At 64.8% G+C, this 15,370-nt stretch carries 14 protein-coding genes; 11 read left to right on the top strand and 3 right to left on the bottom strand.

Features of this window, described 5'->3' with window-relative positions; genetic code table 11:
• Window positions 1-76 precede the first annotated feature (76 nt).
• Window positions 77-841: a TOBE domain-containing protein gene (locus tag E3U47_RS04685; protein WP_134689844.1), complete on the bottom strand. Its 765-nt coding sequence runs from the start codon at window positions 839-841 to the stop codon at window positions 77-79.
• A 58-nt stretch (window positions 842-899) separates the two neighbouring features.
• Window positions 900-1,637: a ComF family protein gene (locus E3U47_RS04680; RefSeq protein WP_134689843.1), complete on the bottom strand. Its 738-nt coding sequence runs from the start codon at window positions 1,635-1,637 to the stop codon at window positions 900-902.
• Window positions 1,638-1,726: 89 nt separating this feature from the next.
• Between E3U47_RS04680 and bioB the strand changes: the two genes are divergently transcribed.
• From bioB to E3U47_RS04635, 9 genes are all read left to right on the top strand, one after another.
• A complete protein-coding gene (gene bioB / locus E3U47_RS04675) occupies window positions 1,727-2,785 on the top strand; it encodes a biotin synthase BioB (RefSeq protein ID WP_134689842.1) in 1,059 nt (352 codons plus the stop codon).
• Between the two features lie 2 nt (window positions 2,786-2,787).
• Window positions 2,788-3,960, top strand: coding sequence for an 8-amino-7-oxononanoate synthase (bioF, locus tag E3U47_RS04670; protein ID WP_134689841.1), 1,173 nt, complete (start codon window positions 2,788-2,790; stop codon window positions 3,958-3,960).
• Window positions 3,953-4,684 (top strand): alpha/beta fold hydrolase, encoded by a 732-nt coding sequence (locus E3U47_RS04665; RefSeq protein WP_134689840.1) that lies wholly within the window; start codon window positions 3,953-3,955, stop codon window positions 4,682-4,684. The genes bioF and E3U47_RS04665 overlap by 8 nt, the downstream gene beginning before the upstream one ends.
• Window positions 4,677-5,501 carry a malonyl-ACP O-methyltransferase BioC gene (bioC, locus tag E3U47_RS04660; RefSeq protein WP_134689839.1) on the top strand — a complete coding sequence of 275 codons (825 nt, stop codon included), beginning with the start codon at window positions 4,677-4,679 and terminating at the stop codon, window positions 5,499-5,501. Before E3U47_RS04665 ends, bioC begins: the two co-directional genes overlap by 8 nt.
• Before the next feature lies 1 nt (window position 5,502).
• The gene (gene bioD / locus E3U47_RS04655; protein WP_134689838.1) at window positions 5,503-6,183 is read left to right on the top strand and encodes a dethiobiotin synthase; all 681 of its coding nucleotides are present in this window, start codon (window positions 5,503-5,505) and stop codon (window positions 6,181-6,183) included.
• A gap of 109 nt (window positions 6,184-6,292) precedes the next feature.
• Complete coding sequence (locus E3U47_RS04650) at window positions 6,293-6,589, top strand: pyrroloquinoline quinone biosynthesis protein PqqE (protein ID WP_134689837.1); 297 nt, start codon at window positions 6,293-6,295, stop codon at window positions 6,587-6,589.
• A 249-nt stretch (window positions 6,590-6,838) separates the two neighbouring features.
• Window positions 6,839-8,644, top strand: coding sequence for a phenylacyl-CoA dehydrogenase (locus tag E3U47_RS04645; protein ID WP_134689836.1), 1,806 nt, complete (start codon window positions 6,839-6,841; stop codon window positions 8,642-8,644).
• Window positions 8,645-9,012: 368 nt separating this feature from the next.
• A complete protein-coding gene (locus E3U47_RS04640) occupies window positions 9,013-10,296 on the top strand; it encodes a diguanylate cyclase (RefSeq protein WP_134689835.1) in 1,284 nt (427 codons plus the stop codon).
• A gap of 137 nt (window positions 10,297-10,433) precedes the next feature.
• Window positions 10,434-12,212: an acyl-CoA dehydrogenase C-terminal domain-containing protein gene (locus E3U47_RS04635; protein WP_134689834.1), complete on the top strand. Its 1,779-nt coding sequence runs from the start codon at window positions 10,434-10,436 to the stop codon at window positions 12,210-12,212.
• Window positions 12,213-12,550: 338 nt separating this feature from the next.
• On the opposite strand, the gene E3U47_RS04630 is transcribed toward E3U47_RS04635, so the two are convergent.
• A complete protein-coding gene (locus E3U47_RS04630) occupies window positions 12,551-13,474 on the bottom strand; it encodes a LysR family transcriptional regulator (RefSeq protein ID WP_134689833.1) in 924 nt (307 codons plus the stop codon).
• A gap of 209 nt (window positions 13,475-13,683) precedes the next feature.
• On the opposite strand from E3U47_RS04630, the gene E3U47_RS04625 reads away from it, so the two are divergent.
• Window positions 13,684-14,961 (top strand): aspartate aminotransferase family protein, encoded by a 1,278-nt coding sequence (locus E3U47_RS04625; RefSeq protein ID WP_134689832.1) that lies wholly within the window; start codon window positions 13,684-13,686, stop codon window positions 14,959-14,961.
• Window positions 14,962-15,133: 172 nt separating this feature from the next.
• Window positions 15,134-15,292, top strand: coding sequence for a YqaE/Pmp3 family membrane protein (locus tag E3U47_RS04620; protein ID WP_009681539.1), 159 nt, complete (start codon window positions 15,134-15,136; stop codon window positions 15,290-15,292).
• Window positions 15,293-15,370: the final 78 nt, after the last annotated feature.

Genomic DNA, 15,370 nt, shown 5'->3' with positions numbered 1-15,370 from the left:
ACCCATGCCGGCCCATATCGAGGGCGTCGATCTGGAGCTGTGTTGCAGCCCTTTCGCCGACAAGCCTGCGCCCAGGTTAAACCGGCACTCCCAACAATACGAACGACGGATGGAACTGCACGCGCACCGCGCTGCCGGCGGCGATCCGATGCTCGCCCAGCCACGCTTGCTCGGCAAGCGCGCACAAGGTCTGGCCGTTGCCTAGTGCCAGGCGTACCTCGCAGGACGCGTCCTCGCCACCGAGCACCTCTTCGACCTCGGCCTTCAGGCAATTGCTGCCCGCCTCGGGTTGCTCATCGTCCCCCAGCAAGCGCACCCACCCTGCCTTGAGCAATGCCACGACCGTGCCGCCCAGGGTCAGCTCCAGGCGCTCGGTACTGCCCCGGGTGATCAAGGCTTCGATCTCCAGCTCGCCGCCCAGGTCCAGGCTGACGCGGTCATGCCGCCCTTCGCGACGCAGCCCGCTGATGCGCCCTTGCAACTGGTTGCGCGCACTGGTGCGCAGCATAAGGCGGCCCAGCAGGTCGAAGTCGCTGCTGTCCTCGGCGGACTCGAGAATTTCTGCCTGCAGCGCCTGCAGGCGCTGATACAGGCGCAGCACTCGCTGACCCTCGGCGGACAGCCGCGCGCCACCGCCGCCGCGACCGCCGGTGCTGCGCTCGACCAGCGGCTGGGCAGCCAGGTTATTGAGCTCGTCGATCGCGTCCCAGGCAGCCTTGTAGCTGATGCCGGCGGCCTTGGCGGCGCGGGTGATCGAGCCTTGTTCGGCGACATGCTGCAACAGGGCGATGCGCTGTGGACGGCGGGCGATGTGCTGGGTGAGCAGGGCGGGCAGGGACATGGTCAGGTTTCGGGGGTTGCTTCAGGTTCCGCGACGTTGCCGTCCAGTTGCGCCCAAGTCAAGCCTGGCCCGGCCTGGGCGTGCGGGCCAGGCAATATATATCCACGCGTCGGGCGCCAGCCTTGCGCAGCACGTGGGCGATGGCCTGCGCGGTGGCGCCGGTGGTCAGCACATCGTCGACCACGGCCAGGTGCAAGCCCTCGACATCCACGCCGGGCAACAGGCTGAAGGCCTGGCGCAGGTTGCGCCGGCGGGCCCGGGCCCCCAAGGCCTGCTGGGCTGGCGTGTCGCGCGAGCGTTCGAGCAGGCGTTCGCAGCAGGGCAGGTTCAGTTGCCGGGCCAGCCAGCGCGCCAGCATCGCCGCCTGGTTGAAGCCACGCTGGCGCAGTCGACGCCGGGCCAGGGGCACCGGCAACAGTCCGTCGGGGCGTGGCAGGCCTTCGCTGTAGCGATGCTCCAGGACATGGCCGAGCAACTGCGCCATCAGCCGCCCCAGCGGCCATTGGCTGTTGTGCTTGAAACGGCTGATCAGCGTGTCGATCGGAAATGCATATTCCCAGGCCGCGACCACCTGGCGAAACCCTGGCGGGCGGCGCCGACAGCCTTTGCACAAGAAGCCGTCGATCGCCAGCGGCAGGGCGCAGCGGGGGCAGTGGTCGCCCAGCCAGGGCAATTCCTGCTCGCAGCCCATGCACAGCGGATAAGGCTGATGGGCAGGTGCGTCGCATAACAAACATGTCTGGTTGATATTTGTACAGTTGTAAACCATGGTCTTTATGGTTGGTTGACAGTTCATGGGCCTTCCGTGACTATGCGGGCTATCCGTGATGCGCTGGCGGGCTTTCTTCTCCCGGCGTCAGTCAGACCCTAGATAAGGAAACGCCGATGAGCGCCAGTACAATTGCAACCACACGTCACGACTGGTCCCTGGCCGAGGTCAAGGCGCTGTTCCAGCAGCCGTTCAACGACCTGCTGTTCCAGGCGCAGACCGTGCACCGCGCGCATTTCGACCCCAACCGTGTACAGGTGTCGACCCTGTTGTCGATCAAGACCGGCGCCTGTCCGGAAGATTGCAAATATTGTCCGCAGTCCGGCCACTACAACACCGGGCTGGAAAAACAGAAGCTGATGGAAGTGCAGAAGGTGCTGGAAGAGGCCGCCCGGGCCAAGGCCATCGGTTCCACGCGCTTCTGCATGGGCGCGGCGTGGAAGCACCCCTCGGCCAAGGACATGCCCTACGTGCTGGAGATGGTCAAAGGGGTCAAGGCCATGGGCCTGGAAACCTGCATGACCCTCGGCAAGCTCGACCAGGAGCAGACCCAGGCCCTGGCCCAGGCCGGCCTGGACTACTACAACCACAACCTCGACACCTCGCCGGAGTTCTACACCAGCATCATCACCACCCGCACCTATGGCGAGCGCCTGCAGACCCTGGCCTATGTGCGCGATGCCGGGATGAAAATCTGCTCTGGCGGCATCCTCGGCATGGGTGAGTCGCTGGACGACCGCGCCGGGCTGTTGATCCAGCTGGCCAACCTGCCCGAGCACCCGGAGTCGGTGCCGATCAACATGCTGGTGAAGGTTGCCGGCACGCCACTGGCCGAGGAAGAAGATGTCGACCCGTTCGACTTCATCCGCATGCTGGCCGTGGCCCGTATCCTCATGCCCAAGTCCCATGTGCGCCTGTCGGCCGGTCGCGAGCAGATGAACGAGCAGATGCAGGCGCTGGCGTTCATGGCCGGGGCCAACTCGATCTTCTACGGCGAGAAGCTGCTGACCACGGCCAACCCGCAGGCTGACAAGGACATGCAGCTGTTCGCTCGCCTTGGTATCCAGCCCGAAGCCCGTGAGGAGCACGCCGACGAAGTGCACCAGGCGGCTATCGAGCAAGCCCTGGTCGAGCAGCGCAGCAGCGAGCTGTTCTACGACGCAGCCTCGGCCTGAGCATGGCCTTCGACCTCGCCGCGCGGCTGGCCGAACGGCGCGCCGCCGACCTGTATCGCCAGCGACCGCTGCTGGAAAGCCCGCAGCGGCCCGAGGTGGTGGTCGACGGCCAGCCGCTGCTTGCCTTCTGCAGCAACGACTACCTGGGCCTGGCCAATCACCCCGAGGTGATCAAGGCCTGGCGCGACGGCGCCGAGCGCTGGGGTGTCGGCGGTGGCGCCTCGCACCTGGTGATCGGCCACAGCACGCCGCACCACCAGGTGGAAGAGGCGCTGGCCGAACTGACCGGACGGCCACGGGCGTTGTTGTTTTCCACTGGCTACATGGCCAACCTCGGTGCCATCACCGCGTTGGTCGGGCAGGGCGACACGGTGCTGCAAGACCGTCTCAACCATGCCTCCTTGCTCGACGGCGGGTTGCTTAGTGGCGCGCGTTTCAGCCGCTACCTGCACAACGACCCGGCCAGCCTGGCCAGCCGCCTGGACAAGGCCACCGGCAACACCCTGGTAGTCACCGATGGCGTGTTCAGCATGGATGGCGATTGCGCCGAGCTGCCGGCCCTGGCCGAGGTGGCGCGCGCGCGCGGCGCCTGGCTGATGGTCGACGACGCCCATGGCTTGGGCACGCTTGGCGCCAACGGCGGTGGCCTGGTCGAGCACCACGGCCTGGGTCTGGAAGATGTACCGGTGCTGATTGGCACGCTCGGCAAGGCCTGTGGTACTTCAGGCGCCTTCGTCGCCGGTAGCGAAGAGCTGATCGAGGCGTTGGTGCAGTTTGCCCGGCCTTACATCTATACCACCAGCCAACCTCCGGCCCTGGCCTGTGCCACGCTCAAGGCCCTGGCCTTGTTGCGCCGCGAAAGCTGGCGACGTGAGCACCTGGCTGCGTTGGTCCGCCAGTTCCGCGAGGGCGCCGGACAGATCGGCCTGACTCTGATGGACAGCCACACGGCGATCCAGCCGATTTTGATCGGCGATGCCGGCCGGGCCATGGCGTTGTCGCGCATGTTGCGCGAGCGCGGGTTGCTGGTCACCGCGATCCGTCCGCCGACCGTGCCCACTGGCAGCGCGCGTCTGCGGGTAACCCTGAGCGCGGCCCACAGCGCGGCTCAGGTGCAGCTATTGTTGAATGCATTGGCCGAGTGTTATCCACAGTTGGAGTCCGCCGATGCGTAACCGAATGATCCTTCTGCCCGGCTGGGGGCTGGGCACCGCCTCACTGGAGCCGCTGGCCGCCAGCTTGCGGGCCCAGGACTCGCGCCTGCAGGTCGAGCTGATGCCGCTACCGGAGCTGGCCGAGAGTGATCCGCAGGCTTGGGTCGCGCACCTCGACCGCAAACTGCCCAACGATGTCTGGCTGGGTGGCTGGTCACTGGGCGGCATGCTCGCCAGCGCCCTGGCGCACAAGCGCGGCGATCATTGCTGCGGCTTGCTCACCCTGGCGAGCAACCCCAGTTTCGTTGCACGGCCAGATTGGCCGCATGGCATGGCGCCGGACACCTTCGGCACCTTCCTTGACGGCTGCCGCAGCCATACCCAGGTGACCCTCAAGCGCTTTCGTACTTTATGCAGCGACGGTGCGCTGCAGCCGCGCACCTTGCTGCGCCAACTCGGCGTCGGCGTGCCGGACACCGACCCGTTGTACCTGGCCAGTGGGCTTGAAGTTCTGGCCAAGCTGGACACCCGCATCGCCCTGGAGCAATACGGCGGTCCGCAGCTGCACCTGTTCGCCGGCAGTGACGCGCTGGTGCCGGTGGAAGCGGCCAAGGCCCTCAGCGACCTGTTGCCCGACGTGGAAGTCGGCCTGGTCGAAGACAGTTCCCACGCCTTCCTGCTGGAGTACCCGCAGGAGCTGGCGGCGGGCATCAAGAGTTTCCTGCATGAGAGTGGCGATGACTGATCTTTCCCAGCCCACCTTGCCCGGTGCCTTGCCGGACAAACGCCAGGTGGCGGCTTCGTTCTCCCGCGCCGCAGCCAGCTACGACAGTGTCGCGGCCCTGCAGCGCGCCGTAGGCATGGCGCTGCTGGAGAAACTGCCCGCGGGTCTGGCCCCTGTGCGCTGGCTGGACATGGGCAGTGGCACCGGCCATTTCAGCCGGGTCCTGGCCGAGCGCTTCAACGATGCCGATGGTGTGGCGGTGGACATCGCCGAGGGCATGTTGCGCCATGCCCGTGAGCACGGCGGCGCCCGGCACCATGTGGCAGGTGACGCCGAGCGTCTGCCGTTGCGCGATGGCAGTGTCGATCTGCTGTTCAGCAGCCTGGCGGTGCAGTGGTGCGGCCAGTTCGCCAGCGTGCTGGGTGAGGCACGGCGGGTGCTGCGCCCAGGCGGGGTGCTGGCATTCAGCAGCTTGTGCGTGGGCACTCTTGATGAGTTGCGTGCCAGCTGGCAAGCCGTCGATGGCATGGTGCATGTCAATCGCTTCCGGCGTTTCGAGGATTACCAGCGTCTATGCGGGGACGGCGGCCTGGAGCTGATCGACCTGGAGCGACGTCCCCATGTACTGCATTACCCCGACGTGCGCAGCCTGACCCACGAGCTCAAGGCACTGGGTGCGCACAACCTCAATCCGGGGCGCCCATCGGGGTTGACCGGACGTGCGCGGATGCAGGGCCTGTTGCAGGCCTATGAACAGTTCCGCCAGCCTCAGGGGCTGCCTGCCACCTATCAGGTGGTGTATGGCGTCTTGCGCAAACCGCTGGCCGGGGAGCAGTGACATGAGCCAGGCCTATTTCATTGCCGGCACCGACACCGATGTCGGCAAGACCACCATCGCCGCCGGCCTGCTGCATGCTGCCATGCAGTCGGGGCTGAGCACGCTGGCGGCCAAGCCGGTGGCATCCGGGTGCATGGTGACGCCTAGAGGGTTGCGCAACAGCGATGCCCTGGCGTTGATCGATGAAAGCTCGGTCAAACTGCCCTATGAAGCGGTGAACCCTTTCGCTTTCGAGCCGGCCATCGCTCCACATGTGGCGGCGCGCGAGGCGGGGGTGGTGTTGAGCGTGCCGGTGCTGCGTGATGCGATGCAGCAGGTGCTGGCGCAGCACGCTGACTTCACCTTGATCGAAGGGGCCGGCGGCTGGCGAGTGCCGTTGTCCGACCATGCCAACTTGTCGGACCTGGCCATTGCCCTGAAACTACCGGTAATCCTGGTGGTAGGGGTGCGATTGGGATGCATCAACCACGCCTTGCTCAGCGCCGAGGCCATCAAGCGCGACGGCCTGCAACTGGCCGGTTGGGTGGCAAACATCGTCGATCCGCGTACATCGCGCCTGGAGGAGAACCTGTCGAGCCTGGCCGAGCGGCTGCCCGCGCCATGCTTGGGGCATGTACCCTGGTTGAAAGTGGCGGGCGCGGCAGCTGTGGCCGAGCATTTGCACTTGGACCTATTGGATTAGGTCTCTGCCTATCGGCTGGCACAAGGCTATTAGGGATTTCAACGGGCCTTTTTTCCGTTCTGCTGCTTTAATAAGGCCTGTTCATCATCCAGCGTCATGGAGTCCTGACATGGAAATCAATGCGAGCTCCGCCTACTACGCGGGCCTGGGTGCCATCCAGAACGGCCAGAACCGTGTCGACCAGGCCGCCCAGCAGATCGCCAGCGGTGCCGTCGAGCGGGGCACCAGCGGGCAGTCCACCGACTACCAGGCCGAACGCCTGCGTGGCGTCGACCGCAGCCAGCAGTTGGACTTGGCCACCAGTACCGTGCAGTTGGCCCTGGGCAAGCACGAAGTCGAACTGGGCGCCAAAGTCGCCAAGGCCTCGGACGAAATGCTCGGTCGTTTCATCGACACCTACGCCTGATCCACCGACCTTTCCGGCACACATCGCGGGGCAAGCCCGCTTCCATTCGTGGGAGCAGGCCTGCCCCGCGATGCGTTTGAGGGTGCTTGGCGTAAATGTCATGTTCGGCGGCATAAATGCCACCGCTAGCCCTCCTTGACAGCGAGGCCACCTAAACGTAAGTTTCAAACAACTGTTTGACCGAAAGCCGCCAAGAGCTGGTCGGTATCCGCGGTCTCCCCAACGAACTCATCACAGAGGTTCATCGCAATGCCTGATTACAAAGCCCCCTTGCGTGATATCCGCTTCGTCCGCGACGAGCTGCTCGGCTATGAGGCGCACTATCAGAGCCTGCCGGGCTGCCAGGACGCCACGCCGGACATGGTCGACGCGATCCTGGAAGAAGGCGCGAAATTCTGTGAGCAGGTGCTGGCCCCGTTGAACCGCGTCGGCGACCTCGAAGGCTGCACCTGGAGCGAGTCGGGCGTGAAGACCCCGACCGGCTTCAAGGAAGCTTACGAGCAGTTCGTCGAAGGCGGCTGGCCGAGCCTGGCCCATGACGTCGAGCACGGCGGCCAGGGCCTGCCGGAGTCGCTGGGCCTGGCCCTGAGCGAAATGGTCGGCGAGTCGAACTGGTCGTGGGGCATGTACCCAGGCTTGTCCCATGGCGCGATGAACACCATCTCCGAGCACGGCACCCCCGAGCAACAGGAGACCTACCTGACCAAGCTGGTGTCCGGCGAATGGACCGGCACCATGTGCCTGACCGAGCCGCACTGCGGCACCGACCTGGGCATGCTGCGCACCAAGGCAGAACCTCAGGCCGACGGCAGCTACAAAGTGTCCGGCACCAAGATCTTCATCTCGGCCGGCGAACACGACATGGCCGATAACATCGTCCACATCGTCCTGGCCCGCCTGCCCGATGCGCCGGCCGGCACCAAGGGTATCTCGCTGTTCATCGTGCCGAAGTTCCTGCCCAACGCCGAAGGCGGCGCGGGCGAGCGCAACGGCGTGAGCTGCGGCTCGCTCGAGCACAAGATGGGCATCCACGGCAACGCCACCTGCGTGATGAACTTCGACAGCGCCACCGGCTACCTGATCGGCCCGGCCAACAAGGGCCTGAACTGCATGTTCACCTTCATGAACACCGCTCGCCTGGGTACCGCGCTGCAAGGCCTGGCCCATGCCGAAGTGGCGTTCCAGGGCGGCCTGAAGTACGCCCGTGACCGTCTGCAAATGCGCTCGCTGACCGGCCCGAAAGCACCGGAAAAAGCCGCTGACCCGATCATCGTCCACCCGGACGTGCGCCGCATGCTGCTGACCATGAAGGCGTTCGCCGAAGGCAACCGCGCCATGGTCTACTTCACCGCCAAGCAGGTGGACATCGTCAAGTACAGCCAGGACGAGGAAGAGCGCAAGAAGGCCGACGCGCTGCTGGCCTTCCTGACCCCGATTGCCAAGGCATTCATGACCGAAGTCGGTTTCGAGTCTGCCAACCACGGTGTGCAGATCTACGGCGGCCACGGCTTCATCGCCGAATGGGGCATGGAGCAGAACGTACGCGACAGCCGTATTTCCATGCTGTACGAAGGCACCACCGGCATCCAGGCGCTCGACCTGCTCGGGCGCAAGGTGCTGATGACCCAGGGCGAGGCGCTCAAGGGCTTCACCAAGATCGTCCACAAGTTCTGCCAGGGGCAGGAAGGCAACGCTGCCACCAAGGAGTTCGTCGAGCCGCTGGCCGCGATCAACAAGGAGTGGGGCGAGCTGACCATGAAGATCGGCATGGCGGCGATGAAGGACCGCGAGGAAGTCGGCGCTGCGTCGGTGGACTACCTGATGTACTCCGGCTATGCGTGCCTGGCCTACTTCTGGGCTGACATCGCCCGCCTGGCCGCCGAAAAACTGGCCGCTGGCACCAGCGAAGAGGCCTTCTATACCGCCAAGCTGCAGACTGCGCGCTTCTACTTCCAGCGCATCCTGCCGCGTACCCGCAGCCACGTGGCGGCGATCCTGTCGGGCGCCGACAACCTGATGGCGATGAAGGAAGAAGACTTCGGTCTGTCCTGCTAAGCCCTAGCGGTTATACAAAAAACCGCCTGCCCTAACCGGCAGGCGGTTTTTTTTTGCCCGGACTTTCACGCGTGCCCCTGTAGGAGCGGCCTTGCGTCGCGAAAGGGCTGCGCAGCAGCCCCAGGATTTCAGCGTTGATGCAACGATCGCCGGGGCTGCTTTGCAGCCCTTTCGCGACACGAGGCCGCCCCTACAGGAATTGCGTAAACAGGAAGAGTCCTACTGGGTGTCGCATCCAGTAACGAGAAAGTCTCAAGCTTCACCCCTGATCTGCCGTTAAAACGGGCATCTGTATTCATCTATTCATGTGCACTGCCGATGCAGTAGGGCACAATGCCATTATTGATCTGCCGGGTCGGAGATTACCCTTGTTTCGTTTATCCGCTGTACGCGCGAGCCACTTCCTGCCTTCGCTGATTCTGTTGCTGGCAGGGCTTGCGGCAGCCTATGTGAGGGACCTCAGTGTCTTCTTCACATCGCTGTTCAACGTTCTGCCAACCTTGGTGCTGTTGCTCGGGGGCGCCTACTGCGCCGTATACCGCCGCCAGCGCGAACTGTTCCTGATGGTCACGGTGTACATCGCCTATTTCCTGCTCGACACCCAGACCGATTTCTACCGGGACAATGGCCGCGTGCGCGAGGACGCCGCGGTGATTTTCCACCTGGTCTGCCTGCTGTTGCCGGCCTTGTATGGGCTGTACGGTGCCTGGCAGGAACGCACCCACCTGGCCCAGGACCTGCTGGCGCGCTTCGCCGTGCTGTTCGCCGTGAGCAGTGTCGCGGTGGCGCTGGAGCAGAGTTTTCCCGAGGCGCTGCTGACCTGGCTGGCCGAGATCCGCTGGCCGGCGCTGCATGGCCAGTGGATGAGCCTGATCCAGTTGGCTTACCCGTTGTTCCTGGCGGTGTTCATCCTGCTGGTTGTGCAATACCTGCGCGAGCCGCGGCCCTTGCACGCGGCGCAGATCATCGGCCTGATCGGCATCTTCTGGATGCTGCCCAAGACCTTCATCCTGCCGTTCACCCTGAACATCATGTGCAGCCAGGTGATGCTGATGATCGCCGCGGCGGTGTCCCACGAGGCCTACCAGATGGCGTTCCGCGATGAGCTGACCGGGTTGCCGGGGCGCCGGGCGTTGAACGAGCGCATGCAGCGCCTGGGGCGCAACTACGTGATCGCCATGACCGACGTCGACCATTTCAAGAAATTCAACGACACCCATGGTCACGATGTCGGCGACCAGGTGTTGCGCCTGGTCGCCAGCCGCCTGTCCAAGGTCACCGGTGGTGGCCGCGCCTACCGCTACGGCGGCGAGGAGTTCGCCTTGGTGTTCGCCGGCAAGACTGCCGAGGAATGCTTGCCGCACCTGGAGTCGGTGCGGGAGATGATCGCCAACTACGCGATCCAGCTACGCGACCAGAACAGCCGGCCCCTGGACGACTCCACCGGCCGGCAGCGTCGCGGGGGGGGCGCCAATACCACGGTATCGGTGACCATCAGCATTGGCGTCGCCGAGCGCCAGGTCGAGCACCGCAACCCCGACGAAGTGCTCAAGTCCGCCGACCAGGCTTTGTACAGCGCCAAGGGCGCCGGGCGTAACTGCGTGATGACCTTCGGCCAGCAATCGCGGCGTGGGGCCGTGCGCATGGCGTGAATTCGGGTGTGACCATGCCTGACTATTCAGTCGCATGATGACCCTATGTCTCGTAAAAGTTGTTCGGTTACACTGCGGGTCATCCCAGTGCCGCGGCCCTCGATGGGCCGCCCCGACCCCGATAGCGAGAGGTTGTCATGGCTGAATATAAAGCGCCCCTGCGCGATATGCGCTTCGTCCTCAATGAAGTCTTCGACGTGGCCACACTCTGGTCGCAACTGCCGGGGTTGGCGGAGGTGGTCGACGCCGACACGGCGATGGCAGTACTGGAAGAGGCCGGCAAGGTCACTGGCAAGTCCATCGCCCCGCTGAGCCGCGCCGCCGACGAGGAAGGCTGCCATTGGGACAACGGCTCGGTGCGCACCCCGCAGGGCTTCATCGAGGCATACAACACTTATGCCCAAGGGGGCTGGGTCGGCGTTGGCGGAGATCCGCTCTTCGGTGGCATGGGCATGCCCAAGGTCGTCTCGGCCCAGGTCGAGGAAATGGTCAACGCCTCGAGCCTGGCTTTCGGCCTGTATCCGATGCTGACCGCCGGCGCCTGCTTGTCGATCAACGCCCACGCCAGTGAAGCGCTCAAGGAAAAGTACCTGCCGAACATGTACTCCGGTGTTTGGGCCGGTTCCATGTGCCTCACCGAGCCCCACGCCGGTACCGACCTGGGCATCATCCGCACCAAGGCCGAGCCCCAGGCTGATGGCAGCTACAAGGTCAGTGGCACCAAGATTTTCATTACCGGCGGCGAGCACGACCTCACCGAGAACATCATCCACCTGGTGCTGGCCAAGCTGCCGGACGCCCCGGCAGGCCCGAAAGGCATCTCGCTGTTCCTGGTACCCAAGTTCCTGGTCAACGAAGATGGCAGCCTTGGCGCGCGCAACCCGGCCACTTGCGGCTCGATCGAGCACAAGATGGGCATCCAGGGTTCGGCCACCTGCGTGATGAACTTCGACGAAGCGCTCGGCTATATCGTCGGCGAGCCGAACAAGGGCCTGGCGGCCATGTTCACCATGATGAACTACGAGCGCCTGGGTGTCGGCATCCAGGGCCTGGCTTCGGCCGAGCGTTCCTACCAGAATGCCGTGGAGTACGCCCGCGACCGTCTGCAAAGCCGCGCCCCGACCGGCCCGCAGGCCAAGGACAAGGTGGCCGACCCGATCATCGTCCACCCGGACGTGCGGCGCATGCTGCTGACCATGAAGGCGCTGACTGAAGGCGGCCGGGCGTTCTCCACCTATGTGGCGATGCAGCTCGACAGCGCCAAGTACAGCGAAGACGCTGCGACCCGCAAGCGCAGCGAAGAGCTGGTGGCGCTGCTGACCCCGGTGGCCAAGGCCTTCCTCACCGACCTGGGCCTGGAGTGCACGGTGCATGGCCAGCAGGTGTTCGGCGGCCATGGCTACATCCGCGAGTGGGGCCAGGAGCAGCTGGTGCGCGATGTGCGCATCACCCAGATCTACGAAGGCACCAACGGTATCCAGGCACTGGACCTGGTCGGGCGCAAGGTGGTGGCCAGTGGTGGCGCCTACTACAAGCTGTTCGCCGACGAGATCCGCGAGTTCATCGCCACCAGCGCTGCTGACCTTGGCGAGTTCAGCAAGCCGCTGGCGGCCTCCCTCGACCAGCTCGATGAGCTGACCGCCTGGCTGCTGGACCAGGCCAAGGGCAACCCCAACGAGATTGGCGCGGCTTCGGTCGAGTACCTGCACGCATTCGGCTATGTCGCCTACGCCTACATGTGGGCGCTGATGGCCCGCACCGCCAAGGCGGGCGAGGGCGATGTCGAGTTCTACGGTGCCAAGCTGGGCACGGCACGCTTCTACTTCGCCCGCCTGCTGCCACGGGTACATTCGCTGGTCGCTTCGGTGAAAGCTGGCAGCGAGTCGCTCTACTTGCTGGACGCGGCGCAGTTCTAAGCCAACTGCGGGCTGGCTGACAGCCCCGCGCGGCCCAGGCCGCTCTTGCCGAGGATTGCGATCCGTCGGCGGGAGCGGCTTTTTTCGTTAGGGCAATCCTGTTTGCGAATACACCTATTTTGTAAGCTTTGTCTTACATCGCGTGGTGACTTTTCGCCTCTTTCCTAAGATTGGATCCACGGTTACTCTTTGTCACATGGACGTAGCGCAGGAAGCGCAATGGACAGAACAGGGACACGAAAGGATTTCCTGCCAGGGAGGCGGGGTGATAGGGATGTCAAAGGGAAACAGTCTGGGAAACCCCGCTTCGGCGGGGTTTTCTTTGTGCGCGTGATTTGTCAGCCGAGCACATCAAGCGGCGATACACCCAGGGGCCGGGTATCTGTCTCTTCCTCGAGCAAGGCGCGCAACAGCTCCACCGAGGCCTGCTGGCGCTGCGCGTCGCGGAACACCAGGCCGACCTTCAAGGGCACCCGCGGTTCGCTCAATGGCTTCCACAGCAGTTCCTGGTCATCCTGGGCGGCATCCTTGGCGCGGCCCGGCAGGATGGTGGCCAGGGCGGTATGCGCCAGGCTGTCGAGGATCCCCGCCATGTTGTTCATCTCGGCCTGCACCTGCGGCCGGCGGCCTTGGTTGGCCAGTTGCGCCTTCCAGATCTGGCGGATCTGGAACTCCTCGCCGAGCATCAGCAGCGGCAGCTCCGCCGCCTGGCGGATCGAGACCTTCTTGAAGTCCTTCAGCGGGTGAGTCTTGGGGATCACCAATTGCAGTTCGTCTTCGTACAGCAGCAGGCCGTGCAGCCCCGGTTGGCGCGGTGGCAGGTAGCTGATGCCGATGTCCAGGCTGCCGTTGAGCAGACGCCGCTCGATTTCTGAACCTGACAGCTCGTAGATCTGTACCACAAGATGCGGTTGGGCCTTGCGCACCCGTTCCAGCAGTTGCGGCACCAGGCTGGGGCGGACGGTTTGCAGCACGCCGATGGCCAGGGTGCGTAGCGACTGTCCCTTGAAGTTGCGCATGGCCTCGTGGGCCCGCTGCAAACCTTCGAGCAGGGGGCCGGCGTGGTTGTACAGGGTGTGGGCGGCAAGGGTTGGCAACAGGCGCTTGTTGCTGCGCTCGAACAGGTTCAGGTCGAGGCTGTGCTCCAGCTGACGGATCTGTTGCGACAGGGCCGGCTGGGACAGCGACAGGCGCTCGGCGGCGCGGCCGACATGGCCTTCCTCGTAGACCGCGACGAAGTAACGCAGTTGGCGAAAATCCATAACTATTACTTATCGAAAAAGCTGGAAAAACGAAATGGCCGGACATCGGCTTGGGGCCTAGTCTATCGCCGTATTCCAGCGGGTTACAGCGCTTATACAGGCGATTGTTACCTTGGATGAAAAACACTTTTGATAGGCAAGGCAAAATATACCCTCCGGCGTTCGACCGGGGCCTTGGCCGCCTGACACCGTGATTGGCTGGAGCCTCGATGAACCTGTTCAACCTGCGCCGCTCGGCACCTGCCGTGGCCGAGCCCAAGCGTGCCCCGGCGCTGGCGCCGGCCACCGCGCAGCCCAGCCGCGAGCGGCTGATGCCCAGCGCCGAGCGCGCGGCGCAGATGTTCGTGCGTGGCCAGGGCTCGTGGTTGTGGGACAACGAAGGGCACGCCTACCTGGACTTTACCCAGGGCTGTGCGGTCAACAGCCTGGGCCACAGCCCGAGCGCGCTGGTCAAGGCGCTGGGCAACCAGGCCCAGGCGTTGATCAACCCTGGCGCTGGCTATCACAGCCGCGCGCTGTTGAGCCTGGTCGAGCAACTGTGCCAGAGCACCGGCAGCGACCAGGCCTACCTGCTCAACAGCGGTGCCGAGGCCTGCGAAGGGGCGATCAAGCTGGCGCGCAAATGGGGGCAACTGCACCGCAATGGCGCCTATCACATCATCACCGCCAGCCAGGGCTGCCATGGCCGTAGCCTGGGGGCGTTGTCGGCCTCCGACCCGCTACCGTGCAACCGCTGCGAGCCGGGCCTGCCGGGCTTTAGCAAGGTGCCGTTCAACGACCTGGCGGCGCTGCATGCCGCGGTCGACTCGCGCACCGTGGCGATCATGCTCGAGCCGATCCAGGGCGAAGCCGGGGTGATCCCGGCCAGCGCCGACTACCTCAAGGGCGTCGAGCGGCTGTGCCGGGAGCTGGGCATCCTGCTGATCCTCGACGAGGTGCAGACCGGGATCGGACGTTGCGGCGCCTTGCTGGCCGAGCAGACCTACGGCGTGCGCGCCGACATCGTCACCCTGGGCAAGGGCCTGGGTGGCGGCGTGCCCCTGGCAGCGCTGCTGGCGCGGGGTAGCGCCTGCTGCGCCGAGCCTGGCGAGCTGGCGGGCAGCCACCATGGCAATGCGCTGATGAGCGCGGCCGGGCTGGCGGTGCTGAGCACGGTGCTGGAGCCGGGCTTCTTCGACCAGGTGATGGATAGGGGCCGGCACCTGCGCGATGGCCTGAGCCGCCTGGCGGGTCGCTATGGCCAGGGTGAGGTGCGCGGACAGGGGCTGCTCTGGGCCTTGCAGATGCGTGAAGGCGTGGCCGCCGAACTGGTCGAGGCCGCCTTGCATGAAGGGCTGTTGCTCAATGCCCCACAGGCCGACGTGGTGCGCTTTTCGCCGGCGCTGACCGTGAGCCAGGGCAACATCGACGAGATGCTCCTGCGCCTGGCCCGCGCCTTTGCCCGACTGCATGCCCAGCAACACAGCCGCCGGGAGATGCCGGCCTGAGCGGCCCACAGAATTTCAACGAACCGTCTCGCGTTTCTGCGCATCGCCCCTGGCCTGAAATATTTGGCTCGGGGCGTTTTTTTTGCCTGTTGCACGGCGTGGGCAATATGCGCAGGGAACCTCTGCGAAGCGAGGCTAGTCTGTGATGAGACACCCTCAAGGAGCGCATCGCATGGATTTCATTCGCATCATCATCGCCATCATCCTGCCGCCGCTGGGCGTGTTCCTTCAGGTTGGCTTTGGCGGGGCATTCTGGTTGAACATCCTGCTGACATTGTTGGGGTATATCCCCGGGATCGTGCATGCGGTGTATATCATCGCCAAGCGCTGAAGACCCTCAGGGGCGAGGCATACCGCAAACCTCGTAGGAGCCGGCCTTGCCGGCGAACACCGGCGCAGCCGGTGCCAT

Origin of the sequence: Pseudomonas sp. RIT623, from assembly GCF_004519305.1 — a bacterium.
GTDB lineage: Bacteria > Pseudomonadota > Gammaproteobacteria > Pseudomonadales > Pseudomonadaceae > Aquipseudomonas.
The sequence above is the reverse complement of the archived record's forward strand: the minus strand, read 5'-3'. Positions and strand labels throughout refer to the sequence as shown.